The sequence below is a fragment of the Ensifer sp. R1-3 genome (genome assembly GCF_056739175.1).
The window spans coordinates 847,626-869,072 of the sequence record NZ_CP096516.1; the positions used below are offsets into that span (position 1 = coordinate 847,626).

Annotated in this window: 18 protein-coding genes; 2 read left to right on the forward strand and 16 right to left on the reverse strand. The window is 63.6% G+C overall.

Features of this window, described 5'->3' with window-relative positions; genetic code table 11:
• Positions 1-61 precede the first annotated feature (61 nt).
• Complete coding sequence (locus M1D43_RS21265) at positions 62-1,276, forward strand: MFS transporter (RefSeq protein WP_014527219.1); 1,215 nt, start codon at positions 62-64, stop codon at positions 1,274-1,276.
• 197 nt (positions 1,277-1,473) lie between these two features.
• On the opposite strand, the gene hutU is transcribed toward M1D43_RS21265, so the two are convergent.
• The 7 genes from hutU to M1D43_RS21300 form a co-directional block, all read right to left on the reverse strand.
• Positions 1,474-3,147 (reverse strand): urocanate hydratase, encoded by a 1,674-nt coding sequence (hutU, locus tag M1D43_RS21270; protein WP_033043727.1) that lies wholly within the window; start codon positions 3,145-3,147, stop codon positions 1,474-1,476.
• Between the two features lie 2 nt (positions 3,148-3,149).
• Positions 3,150-3,965, reverse strand: coding sequence for an N-formylglutamate deformylase (gene hutG, locus M1D43_RS21275; protein WP_010975686.1), 816 nt, complete (start codon positions 3,963-3,965; stop codon positions 3,150-3,152).
• A 1-nt stretch (position 3,966) separates the two neighbouring features.
• Positions 3,967-5,502 carry a histidine ammonia-lyase gene (gene hutH, locus M1D43_RS21280; protein WP_010975687.1) on the reverse strand — a complete coding sequence of 512 codons (1,536 nt, stop codon included), beginning with the start codon at positions 5,500-5,502 and terminating at the stop codon, positions 3,967-3,969.
• A complete protein-coding gene (gene hutI / locus M1D43_RS21285) occupies positions 5,499-6,746 on the reverse strand; it encodes an imidazolonepropionase (protein ID WP_014527217.1) in 1,248 nt (415 codons plus the stop codon). Before hutI ends, hutH begins: the two co-directional genes overlap by 4 nt.
• A gap of 202 nt (positions 6,747-6,948) precedes the next feature.
• Positions 6,949-8,304, reverse strand: coding sequence for a group II intron reverse transcriptase/maturase (gene ltrA / locus M1D43_RS21290; protein WP_498814214.1), 1,356 nt, complete (start codon positions 8,302-8,304; stop codon positions 6,949-6,951).
• A 22-nt stretch (positions 8,305-8,326) separates the two neighbouring features.
• On the reverse strand, positions 8,327-9,523 hold the full coding sequence (locus M1D43_RS21295; protein WP_153313422.1) for an IS256-like element ISRm5 family transposase: 1,197 nt from the start codon (positions 9,521-9,523) through the stop codon (positions 8,327-8,329).
• A gap of 310 nt (positions 9,524-9,833) precedes the next feature.
• Positions 9,834-11,018 carry an MFS transporter gene (locus M1D43_RS21300; RefSeq protein ID WP_010975690.1) on the reverse strand — a complete coding sequence of 395 codons (1,185 nt, stop codon included), beginning with the start codon at positions 11,016-11,018 and terminating at the stop codon, positions 9,834-9,836.
• An 89-nt stretch (positions 11,019-11,107) separates the two neighbouring features.
• Here M1D43_RS21300 and M1D43_RS21305 point away from each other — a divergent pair, with 89 nt between their 5' ends.
• Positions 11,108-11,479: an ArsR/SmtB family transcription factor gene (locus M1D43_RS21305; RefSeq protein WP_013850711.1), complete on the forward strand. Its 372-nt coding sequence runs from the start codon at positions 11,108-11,110 to the stop codon at positions 11,477-11,479.
• 19 nt (positions 11,480-11,498) lie between these two features.
• On the opposite strand, the gene phnN is transcribed toward M1D43_RS21305, so the two are convergent.
• The 9 genes from phnN to M1D43_RS21350 form a co-directional block, all read right to left on the reverse strand.
• Complete coding sequence (phnN, locus tag M1D43_RS21310; RefSeq protein ID WP_013850710.1) at positions 11,499-12,086, reverse strand: phosphonate metabolism protein/1,5-bisphosphokinase (PRPP-forming) PhnN; 588 nt, start codon at positions 12,084-12,086, stop codon at positions 11,499-11,501.
• A complete protein-coding gene (locus M1D43_RS21315) occupies positions 12,083-13,222 on the reverse strand; it encodes an alpha-D-ribose 1-methylphosphonate 5-triphosphate diphosphatase (protein ID WP_014527214.1) in 1,140 nt (379 codons plus the stop codon). Before M1D43_RS21315 ends, phnN begins: the two co-directional genes overlap by 4 nt.
• Position 13,223: 1 nt before the next feature.
• Entirely contained in the window at positions 13,224-13,931 is a 708-nt protein-coding gene (locus M1D43_RS21320; protein ID WP_013850708.1) for a DUF1045 domain-containing protein, read from the reverse strand.
• Positions 13,932-14,264: 333 nt separating this feature from the next.
• Positions 14,265-15,782, reverse strand: a complete 1,518-nt coding sequence (phnE, locus tag M1D43_RS21325) for a phosphonate ABC transporter, permease protein PhnE (RefSeq protein WP_010975696.1) — start codon at positions 15,780-15,782, stop codon at positions 14,265-14,267.
• Positions 15,783-15,791: 9 nt separating this feature from the next.
• A complete protein-coding gene (gene phnE, locus M1D43_RS21330) occupies positions 15,792-16,754 on the reverse strand; it encodes a phosphonate ABC transporter, permease protein PhnE (protein ID WP_014527213.1) in 963 nt (320 codons plus the stop codon).
• Positions 16,755-16,924: 170 nt separating this feature from the next.
• Positions 16,925-17,830: a phosphonate ABC transporter substrate-binding protein gene (gene phnD / locus M1D43_RS21335; RefSeq protein ID WP_014527212.1), complete on the reverse strand. Its 906-nt coding sequence runs from the start codon at positions 17,828-17,830 to the stop codon at positions 16,925-16,927.
• Between the two features lie 91 nt (positions 17,831-17,921).
• Positions 17,922-18,761 carry a phosphonate ABC transporter ATP-binding protein gene (gene phnC, locus M1D43_RS21340; protein ID WP_014527211.1) on the reverse strand — a complete coding sequence of 280 codons (840 nt, stop codon included), beginning with the start codon at positions 18,759-18,761 and terminating at the stop codon, positions 17,922-17,924.
• A gap of 166 nt (positions 18,762-18,927) precedes the next feature.
• A complete protein-coding gene (locus M1D43_RS21345; protein WP_010975700.1) occupies positions 18,928-20,181 on the reverse strand; it encodes a trimethylamine methyltransferase family protein in 1,254 nt (417 codons plus the stop codon).
• A gap of 102 nt (positions 20,182-20,283) precedes the next feature.
• Positions 20,284-21,411: an NAD(P)/FAD-dependent oxidoreductase gene (locus M1D43_RS21350; RefSeq protein ID WP_013850705.1), complete on the reverse strand. Its 1,128-nt coding sequence runs from the start codon at positions 21,409-21,411 to the stop codon at positions 20,284-20,286.
• Positions 21,412-21,447 lie beyond the last annotated feature (36 nt).

Here is a 21,447-nt window from a genome sequence, read left to right on the forward strand (position 1 = left end):
GCCCCCGAGTCTCCGGGCGGGTTTCGTCAAGACGTTCCCCTTCCGCGGACTTTGCCCCCTCATGTCTTCCCCGCTGTTGATCGCCATGCGCAATCCGGTCATCCGGACGAGCATGATCGCCATCGTCCTGTTCGGTTTTTCGGGGGCCGCGACGTCGCCCTACCAATCGGTCGTCGGCATCACCGAACTGGGATTGAGCGACGGGTTCTATTCGGCGCTGATCTTCGCAGCGGCACTGGTCAATGTTGCGGTCAGCGTGACGATCGGCATCGTCGCCGACCGCGTCGGCAATTACCGGACACTGATGCTGGCGGTCATTCTCTGCGGGGTTGTCGGTTACGGGGCGGTTTATCTGCTGCCGACTAAGGGGAGCTTCGTACTTGCGGCCCTCATGCTGTTGCCCGTTCACGGCGCACTCAATCCGCTGCTCTTCGCCTATGTCCGCACGGCTGCGAAAGAGATGGGCGGCAGGCATGCGGCTGCAGTCAATTCCGGCATTCGTGCGGCCATATCGCTCTCCTGGGTATTGGTTCCCGGACTGGTCGGATTGGTGCTGTCGGCGCGCGGCAGCATGCTGCCGGCCTATCTTCTGGCAAGCCTCGGCTGTCTCGCCAATTTCGTGCTCGTCTTGCGGCTGCTGCCGGAAAAGGCGAGCGTGGACGGTGCTTTGGGCAAACGCCTCTCGTTTCTCGCGTCCTTCGGCGAGATATTATCGCTGCGCGTTCTGGCACGGCTTCTCGCCATCGCCCTGATCTCGTCAATGCTGCACGTCACTGCGGCGGTGCTGCCGCTGATCGTCACCGGTGCAGCCGGCGGCAAGGTGAGCGACATCGGCATCATCGTCGGTATCGTCGCTTTTCTGGAGGTGGTGTTCATCGTGGTCTGGGGACGTATCCAGTACCGGCTCAGCCATATCGATGCGCTCGCGCTCGGCACGGCAATCTATGTCCTGAACATGGCCCTGCTCGGGCTTTCGACCGAGCGCTGGCACATTTATGCGTTGACGCTCATCAGCGCTTTCGGCGCAGCGGCGCTGATCAGCATCCCGATCACCTATCTGCAGGAACTGATCGCGGACCGGCCCGGTCTGGGCAGTTCGCTGATCTCGGTGAACGTCTTCCTGGGGGCAGGATTCGGCGCCGCTCTTTTTGCGCTCGGAACGCGCATCAGCGACTATTCGGGAGCCGCGCTTCTAAGCTCCCTTGCAGGCATCGCCGGGCTCTTGCTGCTGCTTTTCCTGGATGGCGACCGCCGAGGAAAAGCGTCTGCGTCCTGAAGAAGACAGAGGCTGCCCGGCCTCACCTTCAACCACCCCTCATTCCTGTGCCTGTCACAGGAGTCCAGCCAGCCCAAGTCCTTGGGCTGAAAAGACTCTTCCGCACCGCAGACGCGGCGCCGCTCTCATCCCTGTGACGAGCACAGGGATTGGGGCGGAGGGGTACGGTCCTGACCGTGTTCACTGAGCGACTAAGATCACTCCCCCAATATGCCCGGCAGGCGCAGGCCCTTTTCACGAGCGCAGTCTACCGCAATGTCATAGCCTGCATCGGCGTGGCGCATGACGCCCGTTGCCGGGTCGTTCCACAGGACGCGCTCGATGCGGCGCGCCGCATCGTCGGTACCGTCGCAGCAGATCACCATGCCGGAATGCTGCGAGAAGCCCATGCCGACGCCGCCGCCGTGGTGCAGTGACACCCAGGTAGCACCGGAGGCGGTGTTGAGGAGCGCGTTCAGCAGCGGCCAGTCGGAGACCGCATCCGAGCCGTCCTTCATCGCCTCGGTCTCGCGGTTCGGCGAGGCGACTGAGCCGGAGTCGAGATGGTCGCGGCCGATCACGATCGGCGCCTTCAGCTCGCCGCTGCGCACCATTTCGTTGAAGGCGAGGCCGAGGCGGTGACGATCGCCGAGTCCGACCCAGCAGATGCGTGCAGGCAGGCCCTGGAAAGCGATGCGCTCGCGCGCCATGTCGAGCCAGTTGTGCAGGTGCTTGTTGTCCGGCAGCAGCTCCTTCACCTTCCGGTCAGTCCTGTAAATGTCTTCCGGATCGCCGGAGAGCGCCGCCCAACGGAAGGGGCCGATGCCCCTGCAGAACAGCGGACGGATATAGGCCGGTACGAAGCCGGGGAAATCGAAAGCGCGCTCGAGACCTTCGTCCTTGGCCACCTGGCGGATGTTGTTGCCGTAGTCGAGGGTCGGGACGCCGGAATCCCAGAAGGCGAGCATCGCCTCGACATGGTCGCGCATCGAGGCGCGGGCGGCCTTCTCGACCGCCTTCGGGTCGCTCTCGCGCTTGGCCTTCCATTCGGCCATCGTCCAGCCCTTCGGCAGATAGCCGTTGATCGGATCGTGCGCCGAGGTCTGGTCCGTGACCATATCGGGGCGGATGCCGCGACGGACCATTTCCGGGAGTATCTCGGCTGCATTGCCCAACAGGCCGACCGATTTTGGCTCGCCGGCTTTCGTCCAGCGCTCGATCATTTCCATGGCTTCTTCGAGCGTCTCGGCCTTCTCATCGAGGTAGCGCGTGCGCAGGCGGAAATCGATCGAGTCCGGATTGCATTCGACGGCGAGGCAGCAGGCGCCGGCCATGACGGCGGCGAGCGGCTGGGCTCCACCCATGCCGCCGAGGCCGCCCGTCAGGATCCACTTGCCTTTCAGGTTGCCGCCATAGTGCTGACGACCGGCCTCCACGAAGGTCTCATAGGTGCCCTGGACGATGCCTTGCGTGCCGATATAGATCCACGAGCCGGCGGTCATCTGGCCGTACATGGCAAGACCCTTCTTATCCAGCTCGTTGAAGTGATCCCAGGTCGCCCAGTGCGGCACGAGATTGGAGTTGGCGATCAGCACCCGCGGAGCATCCTTGTGCGTGCGGAAGACGCCGACCGGCTTGCCGGACTGGACGAGGAGGGTCTCGTCCTCGTTGAGGTCCTTCAGAGACGCCACGATGCGGTCGAAATCGGCCCAGGTGCGGGCTGCGCGGCCGATGCCGCCATAGACGACGAGCTCGTGCGGATTTTCGGCGACATCAGGGTCGAGATTGTTCATCAGCATGCGGAGCGGCGCTTCCGTCAGCCAGCTCTTGGCGCTGATCTCGGTGCCGCGCGGGCTGCGCACTTCGCGAATATTGTGGCGCGGATTGTTCATGTTCATGCCTCGCTCCCTGTCCTTTTGAGCTCTTTAGCGACTGTTTCGATGCGTTCCAGAATGGCTTTCAGCGGACGGCGAAGCCTGTCGGCTTTCGCCCTGTCCAAAGCGAAGGGCGGTGCTTCCGTCGCCAGATGCGTCGATTGCGCCAGTTCCATCTGGATCGCGTGCACGCCCTGTTCCGGGCGGCCATAGTGACGGGTCGTCCACCCACCCTTGAAACGGCCATTGAGGATATGGCTGTAACACTCTGCTCCGGCTGCGATTTCTGCGGCTGCCCGTTCAATTTCAGTGGCGCAGGTCTTTCCCATATCGGTGCCGATATTGAAGTCCGGCAGCCGGCCTTCGAAGAGGAAGGGAATATGCGAGCGGATAGAATGGCAATCGTAAAGCACGACGACGCCATGGATCGCCTTGACGCGGGCGATCTCTGCGGAGAGCGCCGCGTGATAGGGCGCGTGAAAATCGCGCAGGCGCTCTGTTATGTCGACCTCCGTCGGACCTTCGCCTTCTTTCCAGATAGGCAGACCATCGAAATCAGTTTCGGGCACGAGCCCGGTTGTGTTCTGGCCGGGATAGAGGCTGACGCCTGCAGGATCGCGATTGGCATCTATGACGTAGCGGTGAAAGGTCGCGCGAACCGCGGTCGCGTCCGGCAGAAGACCTTGGTAGAGATCGTGGATATGCCAGTCCGTATCGGCGAGGATGCGGCCATTGTCGTTGAGCCGTTCCCGGATCGAGGCAGGCACGTCGGTGCCCGTGTGCGGAAAGCCGAGGATGACGGGCGAGCTGCCCTGCCTGACTTCGAAGACGGCCATGTCAGTTCTCCAGTTTCGGAAGAATGCCCGCGGAGACGGCGGCGGCCAATCGGCCCGACGCGACGAGATCGCCCGCGGCCTTGAGGTCGTCGGCCATGTAGCGGTCTTCCTCGATACTCGAGGAGACGCCGCGCACGGCTGCGGCAGCCTTTTGAAGTTCCGGGCTGGTGGTGAGCGGCGCGCGGAACTCGATGCCCTGCACCGCGGCGAGCGCCTCGATGCCGATGATCGAAAAGAGGTTTTCCGTCATCTGCAAAAGCCGGCGCGCACCGTGGCAGGCCATGGACACGTGGTCTTCCTGGTTCGCCGAGGTCGGCGTCGAGTCGACGGAGGCCGGATGGGAGAGCTGCTTGTTTTCCGACATCAGCGCCGCCGAAGTGACCTCAGCGATCATCAGTCCGGAGTTGAGGCCCGGCTTCTTGGCCAGAAAGGCCGGCAGGCCGTAGCTGAGCGCAGGGTCGACCAGAAGGGCGATGCGGCGCTGGGAAATGGCGCCGATTTCGCACACCGCGAGCGCGATCTGGTCGGCGGCAAATGCGACCGGTTCGGCATGGAAGTTGCCTCCGGAAACGACGGAATTGTCCGAAAGCACCAGCGGATTGTCGGTGACGGCATTGGCTTCGATCGTCAACGTGGCTGCGACGGAGCGCAGGAGATCGAGGCAAGCGCCATCCACCTGCGGCTGGCAGCGGATGCAATAGGGGTCCTGAACCCGCTCGTCGCCCTCGATATGGCTCTGCCGAATTGGGGAGCCGGTCAGCAGCTGCCGTAAGGCGGCGGCCGTGTCGATCTGGCCCTTATGGCCGCGCAGCGTGTGAATATCCGGATGGAAGGGGGCGGAAGAGCCCATGGCCGCATCGGTCGAAAGGGCGCCGGTGATGAGGGCGGCCTGGCCGGCGCGGTGTGCGCGGAAGAGCCCGGCAAGGGCGAGAGCCGTGGAGACCTGCGTGCCGTTGATCAGCGCCAGGCCTTCCTTGGCGGCAAGCGTTACCGGCGAGAGCCCCGCCGCCTTCAATGCAGCGTCGCCTTTCATGCGTTCGCCGGCAAAGAAGGCTTCGCCATGACCCATCATCACGGCGGCCATATGGGCAAGGGGCGCCAGGTCGCCGGAAGCGCCGACCGAGCCTTTTTCGGGAATGAGCGGGATCACGCCCTTGTCCAGCATCGCTTCGATCAGCCGGACGAGCTCCAGCCGAACGCCGGAGGCGCCGCGGCCGAGCGAGATCAGCTTGAGCGCCATGATCAGGCGCACGATGTCTTCCGTGAGCGGCTGGCCTACGCCGCAGCAGTGCGAGAGGATCAGATTGCGCTGCAACGTCGCCACGTCGGAGCTGTCGATCTTGATCGAGGCCAGTTTGCCGAAGCCCGTGTTGATGCCGTAGACCGGCGCATTGCCCGCCACGATCTCGGCGATCCGCGCTGCGGCCTTGGCAATGCCGGCATCGAAGGCGGCATCGAGGCGCGCCGGTGCGCCGGTCCAGTAGATCGTTTCGAGGTCACTGAGCGGAACGGAGCCGGGCCTGAGAATGACGGTCATCGGAGAATCCTTTCACCCTTGAAGATCCGCTCCCGAAGGGGATTGAAACCGATACGGTAGATCAATTCCGCCGGTTGATCGATGTTCCAGATGGCAAGATCCGCAGACTTGCCGGCTTCGATCGTGCCGGTCTCTCCGAGGATCCCGAGCGCACGGGCGGCCTCACGGGTAACGCCTGCGAGGCATTCCTCCAGCGTCAGGCGGAAAAGCGTCGCGGACATGTTCAAGGTGAGGAGCAGCGAGGTCAGCGGCGAAGTGCCGGGGTTGCAATCGGTAGCGATGGCGATGCGCGTTCCAGCTTCTCGGAGTGCTTCGACAGGCGGAAGCTGCTTTTCCCGGAGGGTGTAGAAAGCCCCAGGCAGGAGGACGGCGACCGTGCCGGCCTTCGCCATGGCGGCGGCTCCCGCAGCGTCGAGATATTCGAGGTGGTCGGCCGAGAGAGCGCCGTAGGAAGCAGCGAGCTTCGCGCCGCCGAGATCCGAAAGCTGTTCGGCGTGAAGCTTCACGGGCAGGCCGAGCGACTTCGCCCTGCCGAAGACCGAAGCGATTTCCGCCGGCGAAAAGGCTATGCCTTCACAGAAGCCGTCGACGGCGTCGGCGAGCCCTTCGGCGTGAGCTGCGGTGAGGCCTGGCAGGACGACTTCGGCGATGTAGTCGCCGTTGCGTCCGCGAAATTCCGGCGGGGTCGCATGGGCTGCGAGATAACTGGTGACGATGCGCACCGGGCGCAGGCTTTCCAGCCGGCGGGCGGCGCGCAGCATCTTGAGTTCGGCCTCGACGTTGAGACCGTAGCCCGACTTAACCTCGACGGTGGACACGCCTTCGGCGAGAAGGGTGTCGAGCCGTGGAAGTGCGGCCTCCACGAGTGCCTCGACGGAAAGGGCGTTGGTTGCCTCGACGGTCGAAGCGATGCCGCCTCCGGCACGCGCGATCTCCTCATAGGTCGCGCCTTCGAGGCGGAGCTGGAACTCCCGGGCGCGGTTGCCGCCATGGACGATATGCGTGTGGCAGTCGATCAGCGCCGGGGTGACCCAGCGGCCTTCGCAATCGAAGACCTGGTCGGCGCGAGCAAGCTCCGAAGGCAGACCGGCTTCGGGACCGGCATAGACGATCCGCTCGCCGCGAACGGCGATAACGCCGTCTTCGATGATCCCGAGTGGGCCCAGCTCCTCACGAAGTGTGGCAAGGCGTGCATTGCGCCAGAGGCTGGTTCTGGCAGGATTTGGGTTTTCGTTTCCGTCCATAGGTACCGCCCTTCTTCGCCAATAATGTATATACATAATACCGGCGATGACAAGTGAGAAATATGATCCGTGAGATAACGCGATGGGAGCTGCCGGCCAGAAGCACGAAAACAGGATCGGCATAGGGGGCGGCCGTTGTGACCGCGCCCCTGCCACACCACCCGGCATGCGGGTCCGCACCGGGCGGTTCGAAGAGTTGAGGTCAGGCGAGGCGGGGGATACGGAGGGCATCCATCCACCTGAGGGTTAGGACCGAATTGAGCAACATGCCGCTGTTGCGCCACCATCTGCGGCTGTTGACCGCGATCTGCCGTGCCACTTCGGGCTTGGCGCCCTTGGCAAGCAGGGCCTTGTAGGTGGTCTTGCCACGCTTCCAGTGCTTGAGCTGGATCGCGCGCACCCGGTGACGCATCCACTCCTCCAGCTCCTTGAAGAGCCTTGGAGTTTGTGCCAGCCGGAAGTAGGCTTTCCAACCCAGAACATAGACGCGCAGGCGCTCGGCCACTTCCGCCATGCTGCGCCCGCCCGAACGGCGGGTCAGTTGCCGGACGCGGCGCTTGAACGCCTTGAGCGGCTTGTCGGCCACCCTGCGCTTGACCGCGCCATCCCGGTCCCGCCAGAAGCTGAAGCCGAGGAACTTGCGGCCAAACACACTGGTAACCGCGCTCTTGCCCTCGTTGATCGTCAGGTGCAGCCGTCCGTAAAGCCGCCGCAGAAGCGCCATGACCCGTTCGCCCGCCTTGCGGCTGCCAACGTAAACGTTGCAGTCGTCCGCATAGCGCACGAAGCAATGGCCCCGGCGTTCCAGTTCCTTATCCACCTCATCGAGCAGCACATTGGCCAGAAGCGGCGACAGCGGCCCGCCTTGCGGCGTGCCCATCACCCGCTCCTGGACCACGCCATGGTCCATGATGCCGCTGTTCAGATAGGCCCGGATCAGGCGGATAACCCGCCTGTCCGATATCCGTTTGCTGAGGCGGTCGATCAGGATGTCGTGGTTGACCCGGTCGAAGAACTTCTCCAGGTCGACGTCCACGACGATCCGCCGGCCCGACTGCACAAGGGATTGCGCCGCAAGCACGGCCCCATGCGCACTGCGGCCCGGCCGGAAGCCGTGGCTGTGCTCGCTGAAAGCGGGATCAAGGAGCGGCTGCAGCACTTGCAGCAGCGCCTGCTGGATCAAGCGATCCGTCACCGTCGGGATGCCGAGCTCGCGCTCGCCGCCATCCGGTTTCGGGATCGTCACCCGTCGCACCGGCATCGGCCGGTACGTTCCCGCCAGAACCCGTTCGCGGATGTCAGGCCACGACGTGCGCAGATGAGCCGCGGTCGCCTCGATGGACAGACCGTCCGCACCAGCCGCGCCCTTGTTGGCCTTCACCCGTTTCCAGGCTCTTTGCAGGTTCTCGCGCGCCAGGGCCGCTTCCAGCAGCCCCGGCCCTGTGCTCTGCGCGTCACAGCGCGGGCAGGTCGCTTCATCGCTGCCCGGTTCAGACAGGGCTTCACCCTGTCTCCCCCCGGACCGCCCCGCTCTGGTTGTGTGCGTCAAGTTCTGCAAAATGGGCGGTCATGCGTGCTGGTCATGCGGCTTGACGGAGTGCGAGTTTCTTGTGCTCTCGCAGGTCGTCCATGTTGATGTAGCGATTGGCCTCCATCCAGTTTTCGTGGGTTTCGACGGCGAGGGCGCGGACGAGTCGTAGGCAGCTCTCGGTGTTGGGAAAGATGCGCACGACGTAGGTTCTGCGGCGGATTTCCTCGTTGAGGCGTTCCAGCATGTTGGTGCTCTTGAGGTGCTTGTGATGCTGGCGCGGCAGACGAAAGAAGGTCAGCGTCTGCTCGATGGTTTCCTCAACCCAGGAGGTCAGGCGCGGATAGCGGACCGACCATTTTCCCAGCCACGCGGCGAGATCGGCCTTCGCCTCATCAAGGTCGCGGCGATCATAGAGCCATCGAAGCTCCTGCAGGCAATCGTCGCCATGTTTGCGCGGCAGGTGATCGAGGGCGTTCCTGAGGAAATGCACGTAACAGCGCTGCCAGGCAGCTTCCGGGATCACCTCGCCAATTGCCGCGACGAGACCGGCATGGTCGTCGGAGACCACCAGTTCGACGCCCTTCAAACCGCGCCCTTTCAGCCTGACGAGGAAGTCCTTCCAGGCGCAACGGCTTTCACGGCCGGCCATCTCGACCGACAGGATCTGCCGCCGTCCGTCCCAGTCGATGCCGACAGCGATCAACACCGCCTGGCTCATCACCACACCGGCCTCGCGCACCTTCTCATAACGGGCATCGAGAATCAGGTAGGCAAACGGCTCTTGAAGCGGGCGCTCGGCAAAGGCCTTCAGGCTCTCGTCCAGCCGCTTGTTGATCGCCGAGATCGATGACGCCGAGAAGGCATGGCCGCACAGCTCCTCGGTGATCGCCTTGACCTTCCGCGTCGACACCCCTTGCACATACATCTCCGCCAAGGTTGCCACCAGCGCCCGCTCGGAGCGCTGATAGCGTTCGAACAATTCGGTGGAGAAGTGCCCCGAGCGATCCTGCGGCACCCGCAGCTCGAGCTTGCCCACCCGCGTGATCAGCGTGCGGCCATAGTGGCCCGAACGGTAGCCGAGCCGCTCCGGCGTGCGCTCGCCTTTCGCAGCTCCCAGCGCCTCGTCCATCTCCGCTTCCAGCACCTCCTGCATCACCGTGCGGATCACCTCGCGCAGCCCATCGGGGTTCGAAAGCAAAATGTCTTTGACGGCGGCGCTGGCTGTCTTACCTTCAGTCTTGGTCATGGTGGCGTTCCTTCCAGGGAATCAGGTGACGTCAACATCACCAGCCTGCCATGACCGCCTCTCTCAGTGAATTTGCAGAACCTTCAGCACACTACCCCCGCTCTCGCGGGCATCTGATGCCTGGCTTCCTGCATCGCTATGCCTCAAGCCCTCCTCTTCGTTCGGTCCTTCGCCGCGGATACGGCTACTACGACCTCTGCTGACTTCTCGCTCCGCCGGGCGCACCACAGAAAAACCCCGAACTTCCGTCCGGGGCTTATGGAGAGAACTGAGGTCTGGCCTGCGTCGGCGACTATGCGGAAGCGGGAAGCTATTCCGCCGCCGCAGTCGCCAGGCGCCGCCGATGGGATCGCAGTCCTGCATAAAGGACGGCGAGTGAAGCCACCGGAAACAGTGCCGCGAAGAAGCCGAGATCCGCGGCAGCCGTATTCTCGAGCACCCGTCCGCCGATCGCCGTGCCGGTCGCGATGCCGAGATAGATCGCCGAGGCGTTGAGCGACAGGGTCAAATGGGCAACCTCCGGCGCGAAGCCGACGATGCGGCTCGCCTGGGCCGGCGGAAACGCCCAACCGACGATTCCCCATGGCACCATTATGCCGATCAGCAGCAAGCCGGCGAGATCGCGCGTGAGGAAGTGCAGGCCGAAGGCGATCATCAGCGAGACCGCGAGCGCGGAGATCAGCGAAGCTGTCACCACGCGCGTGGCGCCGAGCCGGTCGGCCAGATAGCCGCTGGAGAGATTGCCGATCACCGCGCCGACCCCGAAGGCGAGCAACAGCCCCGGCAGCGCCAGTTGCGAAAGCCCGGCTCCGTCGATCGCCAGCGGGGCGAGATAAGAGATGATCATGAAGCCGCCGGTGAGATACAGAAACGTCACCATGAGCGACGAGGCCACGCCCGGACGGCCGATGGCGCCGAAGCGCTCGGACATTGTCAGCTTCGTTCCACTGAGGCCCCGCGGCAGGCGCAGCCAGAGCACGGCAGCGCAGGTGAGCCCAAGCAGAGCGACCGCCCCGAACGTGCCGCGCCATCCCCAGAAGGCGGCAATCAGCGCGCCGAGAGGCGCGCCCAGCGCCACGGCGAATGTGGTGCCGCCCACCACGATTGAAATCGCCAATGCGCGGTGCTCCGGTCCTGCCAGTGAAACCGCCGCCGCTTGCGCCGTGGCGGCAAACAGTCCGCTTGCCATTCCCATCACGATCTGGGCGAGCAGCAGCGTGGTGAAGGAGACGCTCATCGCCGCGATGCAGTTGCCGACGACGAATACGAGCATTGCAGTCACCAGCAGTCGACGCCGGTCCGCCGCGCCGGCCAGGGCCGAAAGCAGCGGCGCGCCGATGGCATAGGAAAGCGAGAACAGCGTGATCAGGTGCCCCGAACGGGGAATGGTCGTGTGCGTGTCGGCAGCGATCGACGGCAAAAGGCTTGAAAAGACGAAGCCGACCGTGCTCATCGTAAAAGAGCCAACGGCGAGCCAGATGATGCGCTTGTCCATCGGGAGACCCCGCTTGTTCAAAAGATATTGAACTATTGAACTTGGTTGCTCGCCGTGTCAATATGCCGAGACTGCTAATCGTGGATCCAATGACCCTACCGCATCCCACCGCCGATCAGATCACCCTGTCCAATGTCCTAGTGGCCCTCGGCGATCCGACGCGCCTGGCGATCGTGGGCTATCTCGCCCGCCGCGCCGGACGGCCGACCATGTGCCTGAACTTCACGGATTTCGGCTCCAAGACCAATATCAGCTATCATCTGGCCAAGCTGCGCGAGGCGGGCATCACGCGTACCGAGGTCTCCGGTACCAGCCGGTTGATCACGCTGCGGCGCGACGATCTCGACATCCGCTTTCCCGGCCTCCTCGATTCCATTATCACCGCCGCGGTGGACCTGCCCATGGTCAAGAAGATCGAGGATGCAGAGGAGGAGGCCCTGGCACAAGGCGAGGCGCGATAAAGAACCGCCCGCCTCTTCTTCAGGCAGGGTGATGGCGCTTAGCTGAGTGCCGCTCGACCAGCGCGACGAATTGCCGGCCCGCCACATCCAGCCTGCCGCTGTTGTCGATGACCGTTACGTCGGCATCGGCGATGACGTCGGGTGCCTGCCGCGTCAGGCGGCGGAGCACGTCTTCCTCGCTCTCCCGGCCGCGCTCCGCCAGCCGCTTCGCCAGCACCGGCGGCTCGGCGGTGATCACCGCAACGGCGATCGTACCGAACGCCTGACGAATGGCGGGGAGGGCGGCGCGGCTGCCGTTTACGATCGCGGTCATGCCTTTGGCGATCTTTTCGGCGATCTCTGCCGGGATGGCGTAGCTCAACCCATGCGCCTGCCACGAAACGGCGAAAGCGCCGCTCCGGCTCATCTCCTCGAATTCGGCGTCGGACACGCTTTCGTGCACTTCGCCGCCTGCATCCGACGGTCTTGTGATCGCCCGCCGGACGAAGAGAATATCGGGCCGCTGCGCGAAATGGCGGGCGGCAAAGCCCATGACGCTGTCTTTCCCGGCACCGCTCGGACCGACGACGACGATGAGCGTTCCGGATACTCGATCGGCGGTGGTCATGCGACACGCCGTCCTTCGCGCCAGACCGAGCGGACGACCGGTATGCCCTCCGGCCGGCGAACGCGCGCGATGTCGGCGCGCAGCCCCACGGCGATCCGGCCGCGATCTTCGAGCCCGACTGTGCGGGCGGGCGTCGCCGTCACCATCGCAATGGCCTCGGGAAGGCCGATCGATTCGACCTCGTCTGCCAGAATGAAAGGCGCATGGATCAGGCTGAAGGGAACGTAATCGGAAGAAAGCACGTCGAGGACGCCGCGCTTCGCGAGATCGCGCGCGGCGATATTGCCGGAATGTGACTTACCGCGCACGATATTGGGCGCGCCCATCAATACGCTGAGGCCCGCGCGGTGCGAGGCTTCCGCCGCCTCGAAGCTTGTCGGGAACTCCGCAAGGCGAATGCCGTAGCCGATCGATTCTTCGACATGCTCGACCGTCGCATCGTCGTGGCTGGCGACCGTGATGCCGCGCTCGGCGCAGGCTTTTGCGAGCGCGTTTCGATGCGGTGTCGCATAGCGAGCCGAGAGCGCCTGCTGACGCTCGATGAATGCGGCGAAGGCATCGTCGGTAAGGCCGCGCTTGGTTTTGTAGTAGAGCGTGTACTGGTCCATCGTCTGGAACTGGCGCTGCCCGGGCGCGTGGTCCATCAGCGAAACCAGACGGACCTGCGGGTCGTTCCGGAAGTCCTCATAGTGCTCCAGCACGTCGGCGGTCGACACTTCGCAGCGCAGATGGATCAGGTGATCGGCCCGCAAACGGCCCTCTTGCTTGGCCTGGGCGAGCGCATCGGCCATGCTGCGCATCTCGCCCTTCGGAAAGCCGCTGTCCTCGTCCGAGCCCAGGCGCAGACAATCGAAGACGGTGGTGATGCCGGAGGTGACGACTTGGGCGTCATGGGCCTGGATGGCCGCGATCTTCAGCCAGCGAACCCCGGGGCGCGGAGAATAATGCGCCTCGAGATGGTCGGTGTGCAGTTCGACCAGCCCGGGCAGCAGGTAGTCACCCTCGAAATCCTCGCCCGCGGCGCTCGCCCCTTCGGAAATGTCGGCGATCCTGCCGTCGCGGATCAGCACCGAACCGTCGAGGATCCGGTCCTCCAGAACGATGCGGGCGTTGGTCAAAACCTGTTCTTTGGGCATGTCATGCGATCTTTCGTTCGGATGCGCCGCCAAGCGGCAGCAGGGAATGGACGGTGAAAGGAGCGCCGCGGCGCTCTTCGGCGAAAAGCGCAATCGTCGAGACGGCAAGCGGCTTGCCGATGAATTCGGCGAAGACCGTTTCGAGCGCCATTCTCATGGGCCGCTGCATTTCTTCCGGCACCGGCCCCGTAAGTGTCAGATGGAACTGGAACTCCTCGAAGACGTATGGGTAGCCCCATGCGGCCAGGTACTCGCGCTGACGCTGCGTAAGCCTCTCCGGATTGCGGCGGGCGAGATCGGCTTCCGAAAGCGGCGCCCGGAATGGCTCGAAACGGCGAACCGCCTGCTCCGCAAGGCGCTGCAGGGGCGGCCAAGGCTCGGCGGAGACGAGCGCGAAGAAGGGGCCGATCTGATGCAGGACGATCTCCGGCACTTCGAACGGCTCGATCTCCGCGGCGAACTCGTCGAAAGCCGCGATCAAGTCGGCTTCACGGCGGCTGGAGCTAAGCCCGAAGGGTGCCTTCAGCGTCCCGTGGAAACCGTAACGGCGGGGCTCGGTCGTCAATGCCATCTGCTCTTCACATCCTATTGCCGGATTTTCCGGGCAGTCCAGGGCGCCGCCGGTGAACGCGTCGCGTCCCAGCCAACGCGAGGCGGTCTGCGACAGCCGGTCATCGGACGGCGGCGCGAAGTAGATTGCATAGCGCACGGGTTCACACTCTCTTCATCAGTCGCCTCGACGCAGTTTGCCCCGAGTCGATGGTTCGCGGGATGAAATGCGCAGCTAGCCGATTTGCATGACAACATCATGATGACATCGGCTCAGAACGCAAATCGGTTCGGAGCGGGATGGATTGTTTGCAGCTTCGCCTGCTCCCGCTCCAGTTATCAGAATCAGTTCGTCATTATCCGAATCGGCCGATCCGTTTCTAGATCACAATGATTCTAGGTCGGGTCGACCCAAAAACATCAACGTGATCGATTCCAAGAAGTTGAGACGCGGGATGCGGGCGGAAAACCGCACACTTTTCCTCATCCCGCTCTAGTGTGTACGGCCAATGAGGCGCGATCGGCAGAGATTGGAGATGCTGTCGAAAACGAACACGACCATCAAGATCAGCAGCACCATATAGGCGACATTTTCCCAATCCGAATTTGTGCGCATCGCCTCCCACAGCTTTAGGCCGATCCCGCCGGCGCCGACGGCGCCGATAATGGTGGCCGAACGCGTGTTCGACTCCCAGAAATAGAGGGCCTGGCTGGCAAAGACCGGCAGGACCTGCGGCAGCACGCCGAAGCGCTGCACGGCGACCGGCGCGGCGCCGACCGATTTGACGCCCTCACGCTGCTTGTCGTCGATATTCTCGAGCGCTTCGGAGTAGAGCTTGCCCAGCGTGCCCGTGTCGGTGAAGAAGATCGCCGAGATGCCCGCGAGCGGCCCGGGCCCGAAGGCGCGCGTGAAAAACAGCGCCCAGATGAACATGTCGACCGACCGCAGGAAATCGAAGAAACGCTTCACGAACTGATTGGTGAGGCGGCTCGGCGTGATGTTGCGCGCCGCGAGGAAGCAAAGCGGGAAGGCGATGAAGGAGGCGAAGAGCGTTCCGACGAAAGCCATGACGATCGTCTGCAGGAGCTTGGTCCACACGTCCAGATGCTGCCATTCCGCATTGTAGAGGATGTTGTTCCAGGCAAGGGAGAGATTTGAGCGCGCCGGATCGAGCCGTTCTCCGGAGACGATCAAGGAGGCGACTTCGCTGTATGGCTTCCCGAAGAAGGGCGAGTTGGTGTCGAAGAGGAAATTCACCCAGCCGAAGAAGCGATTGCGGATGGAGACCTCGTCGCCCTCCACTTCGGCCCAGCCGGTGGTGCCGAAGGACAGCGTCACCTTCTCGCCCGGCCGCTTCTGGATCGCCCAGGAGGGAAGGGGTCCTTCCGGCGTCACGTTGTCCGCGCCGTCGACCTGAAGCACGAGCGTCTCGCCCGAGTGTGTGACTGTCACCAGCTTTTCGGCGACGTCGATACGCGTGGAGCTATCGAAGTTCACCACGGCGTGCGTGACGGCTTCTTCGGTGCGGGTCGTGGCGGCATCTTCCTGCGGCGTCGAATTCGTGTCGGCGCCGCGCGCCGCGTTGGGCGCCATGAAGCTGAAAGAGGAGGCGGTCTTTGGCTTCTGGACTTGCGCCGCGGTCGCCGGAGCGGCGACGGTTCGCGTCACCGTCTCCTTTTCGAGCGTGACCCATTCCGGGCTCGGATCGTCTCCAAGCGGCGAATTGCGCCCGAAGGACACGCTCATCGTTCCATCGGGTGCGACGGCGATCTCGGGCCGCACTTCGTAAGATACCCAGTCTGCGAGATAGGTGCCGGCAATCCCCCAATTGGCATTGGCGAGCACGTGGCCGATCGAGAAGAACCACCAGCTGAAGATCATGTAAAGAACGACGCCAGCCGTTATCAGTGCCGTACTGCGCCGCTTGGCGGCCGACGACTGCAAGAGATGCGGGTGGCGCGCTGCGATAGCTTCCATTTCGCGCGCATCGAGGTTTGTCGAGGCAATCATGATGCGGTCCTATTGCGCAAGCTGAAAGGCCTGGTCGCCGACGAGGCGGCGGCGAAGCCAGGCGGAGAACTGATCGACGGCGAAGATCGTGGCGAAGAGCAGGAGGACGATCGCGAGCGTCTTCGCTTCATGCCCCTGGCCGATCGACAGACGCAGGAGTTCCCCGATTCCGCCCCCGCCGACGGCGCCGATGATCGTCGAGGCGCGCACGTTGATTTCGAGCCGGAGCAGAAAATAGCTGGTGAAATTGGGCAGCACCTGGGGGACCATGCCGAACCAGACCCGCTCGATCCAGTTGGCGCCGACGGCACGCAGACCTTCCTCCGGTTTCATGTCGGCATTCTCGACCACTTCGAAGAACAGCTTGCCGAGCGCGCCGATCGTGTGGATCGACACCGCAGCGATGGCGGGAATAGGCCCAAGCGAAAGGATTGCCAGGAAAAAGCCGGCGATGACGACTTCCGGAAAGGCGCGCAGGATTTCCATCAGCCGGCGTACGATGCCCCTGATCCAGGGATTGGGCATCAGATTTTTCGCGGCGAGGAAGCACAGGATGAAGCCGAAGAAGACTCCGATGATAGTCGAAAAGATGGCGATGTTCACGGTCTCCAGCATCTTGTGAACATATTCCGGGATGTAGAAGCTCTCGGTCACATAGAGGCGCCCATCCGGGTAATTGTATTTGAAACTGCCGTCGTCATAGGGCGAAGGCAGGTCGAAGAGGGCGCGAATGATCTCTATCGGATCGCGCGGCATGAGATGTCCGACGAAATCGAAGAAGTGCGGCAGCCGGTCGAAGAACTTGCCCGCGTTCGACTCGTTCGCGAACCAGAGCGAACTGAAAAGCGTCAACGCGAGAAATGCGAGACCGAGCCAGGTATAGAGACGCCGGCGATTGTTGAGCTCCTGCCAGTGACGCTCGATAAGAGCGCCGTTCTCGCTGAGGTGCCGTGTAGACACGGAAGTGGCCATTGGGTTTCCGGCTGGGGGCCGGCCTCTAGAGCGCTTCCGGGAAGAGGAAGTGCGTCGTTTCAAAAAGTAGGATCGTTTGATCGAGACGATCCGGAGCGGCGGCTGCAGGTGCCCGATAGTCGAACGCCGGCCGCAGCTTGGCGGCCGGCGCAGGATGACGCGTTCGGCGATCAGCCGCCGATCGTCGCCTTGCGGGCGTCGATGATCGGCTTGTAGAAATCGCTGTTGACCTCGACGAAACCGGTGAAGTCGCCGCCCTGGATGGCGGAGAAGCAGGCTGCATCGGTCTTCGGCAGATCCATCATGAACTGCTTGAACTTGGCCTTCATGTCGTCGTTCAATGCGGTACGCACGACGATCGGGCCGTTCGGTATCAGCGGCGACTTCCACAGTTCGACGAGGTCGTTCATGTCGACGATACCTTTGTCGACCATCTTGCGCAGGTTGCCCGAGGTGTAGCCGTCCTTGAACTCGCCGACGCCCGAGCCGAAGGTCGTGCCGGCATCGAAGGTGCCCTTCACGACTTCAAGCACGAGGTTCTCGTGACCGCCGCCGAAGCCGGTCTCGCCGAAATATTCCTTGACCGGCGCGCCGATCGCTTCCGGCAGCGTGACGAGGGGAACGAGATAGCCCGAGGTCGAGTCCGGATCGGCGAAGCCGAGCTTCTTGCCCCTCAGGTCTTCGAGCTTTGTAATGCCCGAGTCCTTGCGGGCGACCATGATCGAATGATAGCCCGTGGAGCCGTCGGTCTGGACGGTCGTCAGGATCGGCTCGACCGCGTCTGCCTTGGCGAGATAGATCTTGGCATAGCCGGAGGCGCCGAGTTCGGCGTAATCGAGCGTGCCGCCGAGGAGGCCCTGGATCACGCCGTCATAGTCGGCCGCCGGGAAGAGGGAGACCTTCTCGACGCCGATGGCTGCCGGGAGCAGATCGACGAGGCACTGGTAGTTGCGCAGGCGGTCGGCTTCGTTTTCGCCGCCGATGATGCCGACGCGGAATTCCTTCAGGTCTTCGGCCTGTGCGTGGCCGACGAGGGCGAAAAGCGCGACCGCGCTCAGAAGAGCTTTTTTAAGCATTGGGTTCGTTCTCCCGTTTTCCCGGACGCGCCGGGGTCTTTCTCGGTTTCGAAAAGGCGCCCTTGACGCGGGCATTCGATCGCGGCGGACCTTAAGGGCCGGCCAGTGCCAGCGGCTTCAAGCCGGCCGATGCTGTTTCCCGCGGGGCTTCCGCGGGGGTGTTGATGCTGGTCGAGGTCATCGACTCCTCGATCGCCGTTTCCGCGCCATAGATCGCCGCGACCGCGGCGGCGGTAAGATCCTTCGGCTGCCCGTCGAAGACGACACGGCCATGCGCCATGCCGATGACCCGCTCGCAATAGTTCCGCGCGGTATCGAGCGTATGCAGATTGGTAATCACGGTGATGCCGTCGCGCTCGTTGATGTCGCGCAGCGCGTCCATCACGATCTTGGCGTTGAGCGGGTCGAGCGACGCGATCGGCTCATCGGCGAGCAGCACCTTCGGCTGCTGCATCAGCGCGCGGGCGATTGCGACGCGCTGCTGCTGCCCACCCGAGAGCGTGCCGGCCGGCTGAAGGGCGGTCTGTTCGATCCCCAGACGCTCCAGTGCACCGATCGCCATGATGCGCTCTTCGCGGCTGAACATGTTGAGGACGCTCAGTACGGTGGATCGATGGTTCAGTCGCCCGAGGAGAACATTGGTCAGCACGTCGAGTCGAGGCACCAGATTGAACTGCTGGAAAATCATCGCGCAGTCGCGCTGCCAATTGCGCAGAGCCGCCCCCTTGAGCGAGGAGACCTGTAGGCCGGCGAATTCGATCGAGCCGGAGGAGGGGTCCACGAGACGGTTTATCATGCGCAGGAGTGTCGACTTGCCGGCGCCGGAGCGACCGATAATGCCAACCATCTGACCCTGCGGTATGTCGAAGGTAACCGAGCTGACGGCTGTCTTCTTGCCGAACTGGCGGGTTACGTTCTTCAACTGAAACATTGGCAGCAGTTCCTCTTTCGGGGAGACCGGTCATCGGTATGACCCTGCCATATCCGCGCTTCATGAAAGCGCAGTGTCAGTTTCGTGTAGGTTCTGTAACAGTGCACAGGTGCGGTTCATGAACCTCGAACGCTTCGGCCGCAGTCATCGTGACCTGTGAGACCCGTCACCCCCGCAACCTGCGGCGCAGGTCGGCTTCCAACCGCGGATCGAACGGCAGCGGAAGTGCGGATTGGTCGGTGCCGAAGCCGCAGCTTTCGGCAATCGCCTTGGCTTCACGCTTGAACTTGCCGATGGAGACGCACCGGCCCTGTTCGAGCCAGCCGGCCCCGTGGAGGATGAAATCGGCGCCGGAAAGCAACGAAGCTGCGGTCGCACGCGCGCCTTCGCTGCCGGCTTGGCCGTCGTCCATCTTAGCCGATGTGACGCCGCCTTCGCCGCGAACCGGCACGCCCAGCCGGCGAGCGAGTTGGACCGCATAGATCTGCACCAGATGCGAGGCAGGATCGCCATAGCAGGGCAGCATGCTGCGCATATCGAAGGGAATGCCGAACAGTCCCATCACCACCGGCGCGCCCGGCGACCAGAGCTGTGCGAGGGCCAGCCCTGCCAGGACCTCGGCATATCCCTGAATCAACGTGCCTGCACCGGTCACCGGCGACGTCGCTCCCATCATCATGTAGGAGGTCACCATGCAAGCCTGACGGCGCTGCGCGATCGCGCGCAGGCACTTCAGCGGATTTTCCTTGTACGTCAGCGGCGGCGTGGCGTTGATCAAGTGCAGCAGTTCGCATTCTCCGGCCTTCGGCTCCCGCCCGACCGCCATCGAGACCGCGTCGATCACTTGTTCGGCGGCTTCCGGAGATGCGATGGTGCCCATGAACGGTTTGTCGGACAGTGTGAGGTGGGCGAGCGCCATCTCCATGGGCCGGTCGGCCTCCGCCACATCGTTCAGCACGCAGATCATGTGGCCCGTGTTCGAGATTGCCGGTGCCGCATGGGCCATCGAGACCAGCCGTCGGTAAATCTCCAGCGATCCGGCAGCGCGGCGGCCGTTAGGGAGCAGGACGTTCGGCGCGCCGTAGATCGGTGCGATGGCCGCAGGTTGGCCAGCGCCTATTCCGGTGTCGCGGTCCGGATTGCGGCCTCTAAGGACGAAGCTCTGCGGTGCGCTTCCCCTGATGATCTGACGCAGGCGAGACCCTTCGAGGAAAACGCGGTCGCCCTTTATGATACCGCCGTGCTCGCGCCAGAGGTCGAGCGTCTCCGGGTCGTCCTCGAACCGAATGCCGACCTCTTCGAGGACGCGATCTGCTCCCGCTTCGATTTGCCCGAGCGCCGACTCGTCGACCGTGATGATCCCGTGGCCCGTCAGGGCCGATCCGAGATCGGAACTCGAGATCGATTGCAGACCAAGCATCGGCGATTTCCAATTGGCTGGGCGCGCTGCCCTTTGTCGAGCTAGGTATCACGTCTGCGGGCGGGAATTTGTCGCGATTGCGACCCGGTTCGCGAAATTGCTTCAGCTCTGCAGGCGACCCGGGTCGAATTGTCGGGGATCGAGCCCTTCGGCCCGGAAGCCTGCGGGCGGTGCGGTGTCGCGCAGAAGGGTGCCCGCCAGCGCGCCAAGCGCAGGCGAAGTGAGGATCCCATAGCCGCCCTGGCCGGCCAGCCAAAAGAAATCCGGGCAGCCTGGCGCAAAACCGATGACGGGCAGCCGGTCGGGGGAAAAGCTGCGCAGACCCGCCCAGCTCTTGACGATTCTTCTTACCGGGACCGTCGTCGCCTCCTCGACGTAGTGTGCGGCCCAGGCGACGTCGATCTCCTCCGGCTGAACGTCCGATGCTTCGCACGGCGTCGCGTCGGCGGGCGAGGCGAGCAGCCTCCCTCCCTCGGGCTTCATGTAAAAGTCTTCGTCTACCTCGTTGATTTCCGGAAGCTTTGCTGCATCTATGCCTGCAGGCAGGTCGACGGTGATGGCGGTGCGCCGATGCGGGACGATGCCGCTCGGGCTTACGCCGAAGACCCCGGCAACCGGGTCCGCCCAGGCACCGGCCGCGTTGACGACGACCTTGGCCCCGATCTCACCGGCCGCCGTGCCCAGCAGCCAGCCCGATCCATGATGCCGAGCGGCACGGATTTCATGGCGCTCGAGGATGTCGCAGCCGTTGCGGCGGGCGCCCTTGACGTAGCCCTGGAGCAGGTTCTCGACTTCGATGTCCCAGAAATTCGGGTCGTGGAAGGCGGCTGCGACATAGTCGGGCTTGAGGATCGGAACGCAGGCAAGCGCCTCGTCCTTCGTGAGCCGCTGGATTTCTGGTGTGAATTCGCGTTCTTCGGCGAGCAGCTTTTCAAATCGATCGAGTTTCCCGGCACCGGCGATCATCACGCCGCCGCGCTGCCTTAGCAGCGGCACTTCGCTAAAGCCTTCCGGCGGCCGATCGAAGAAGGCCCTCGATATCGTCGCGAGCTTGCAGATCTCCGGCGCGTTGTATCTGAGAACGAACTCGGCGGCCGAGCGGCCGGTGCTGTGATAGCCGAGCGCCTCCTCCCGTTCCAGGACGGCGACGGAACGATGCGGGCTCAGAAAATAGGCGAGCGACAAGCCGGCGATCCCGCCCCCGATAATCACGACGTCGTAGTTTGGCATGTACCGCTCCCGCAACTTGCCGGCGGAGAATAGGGA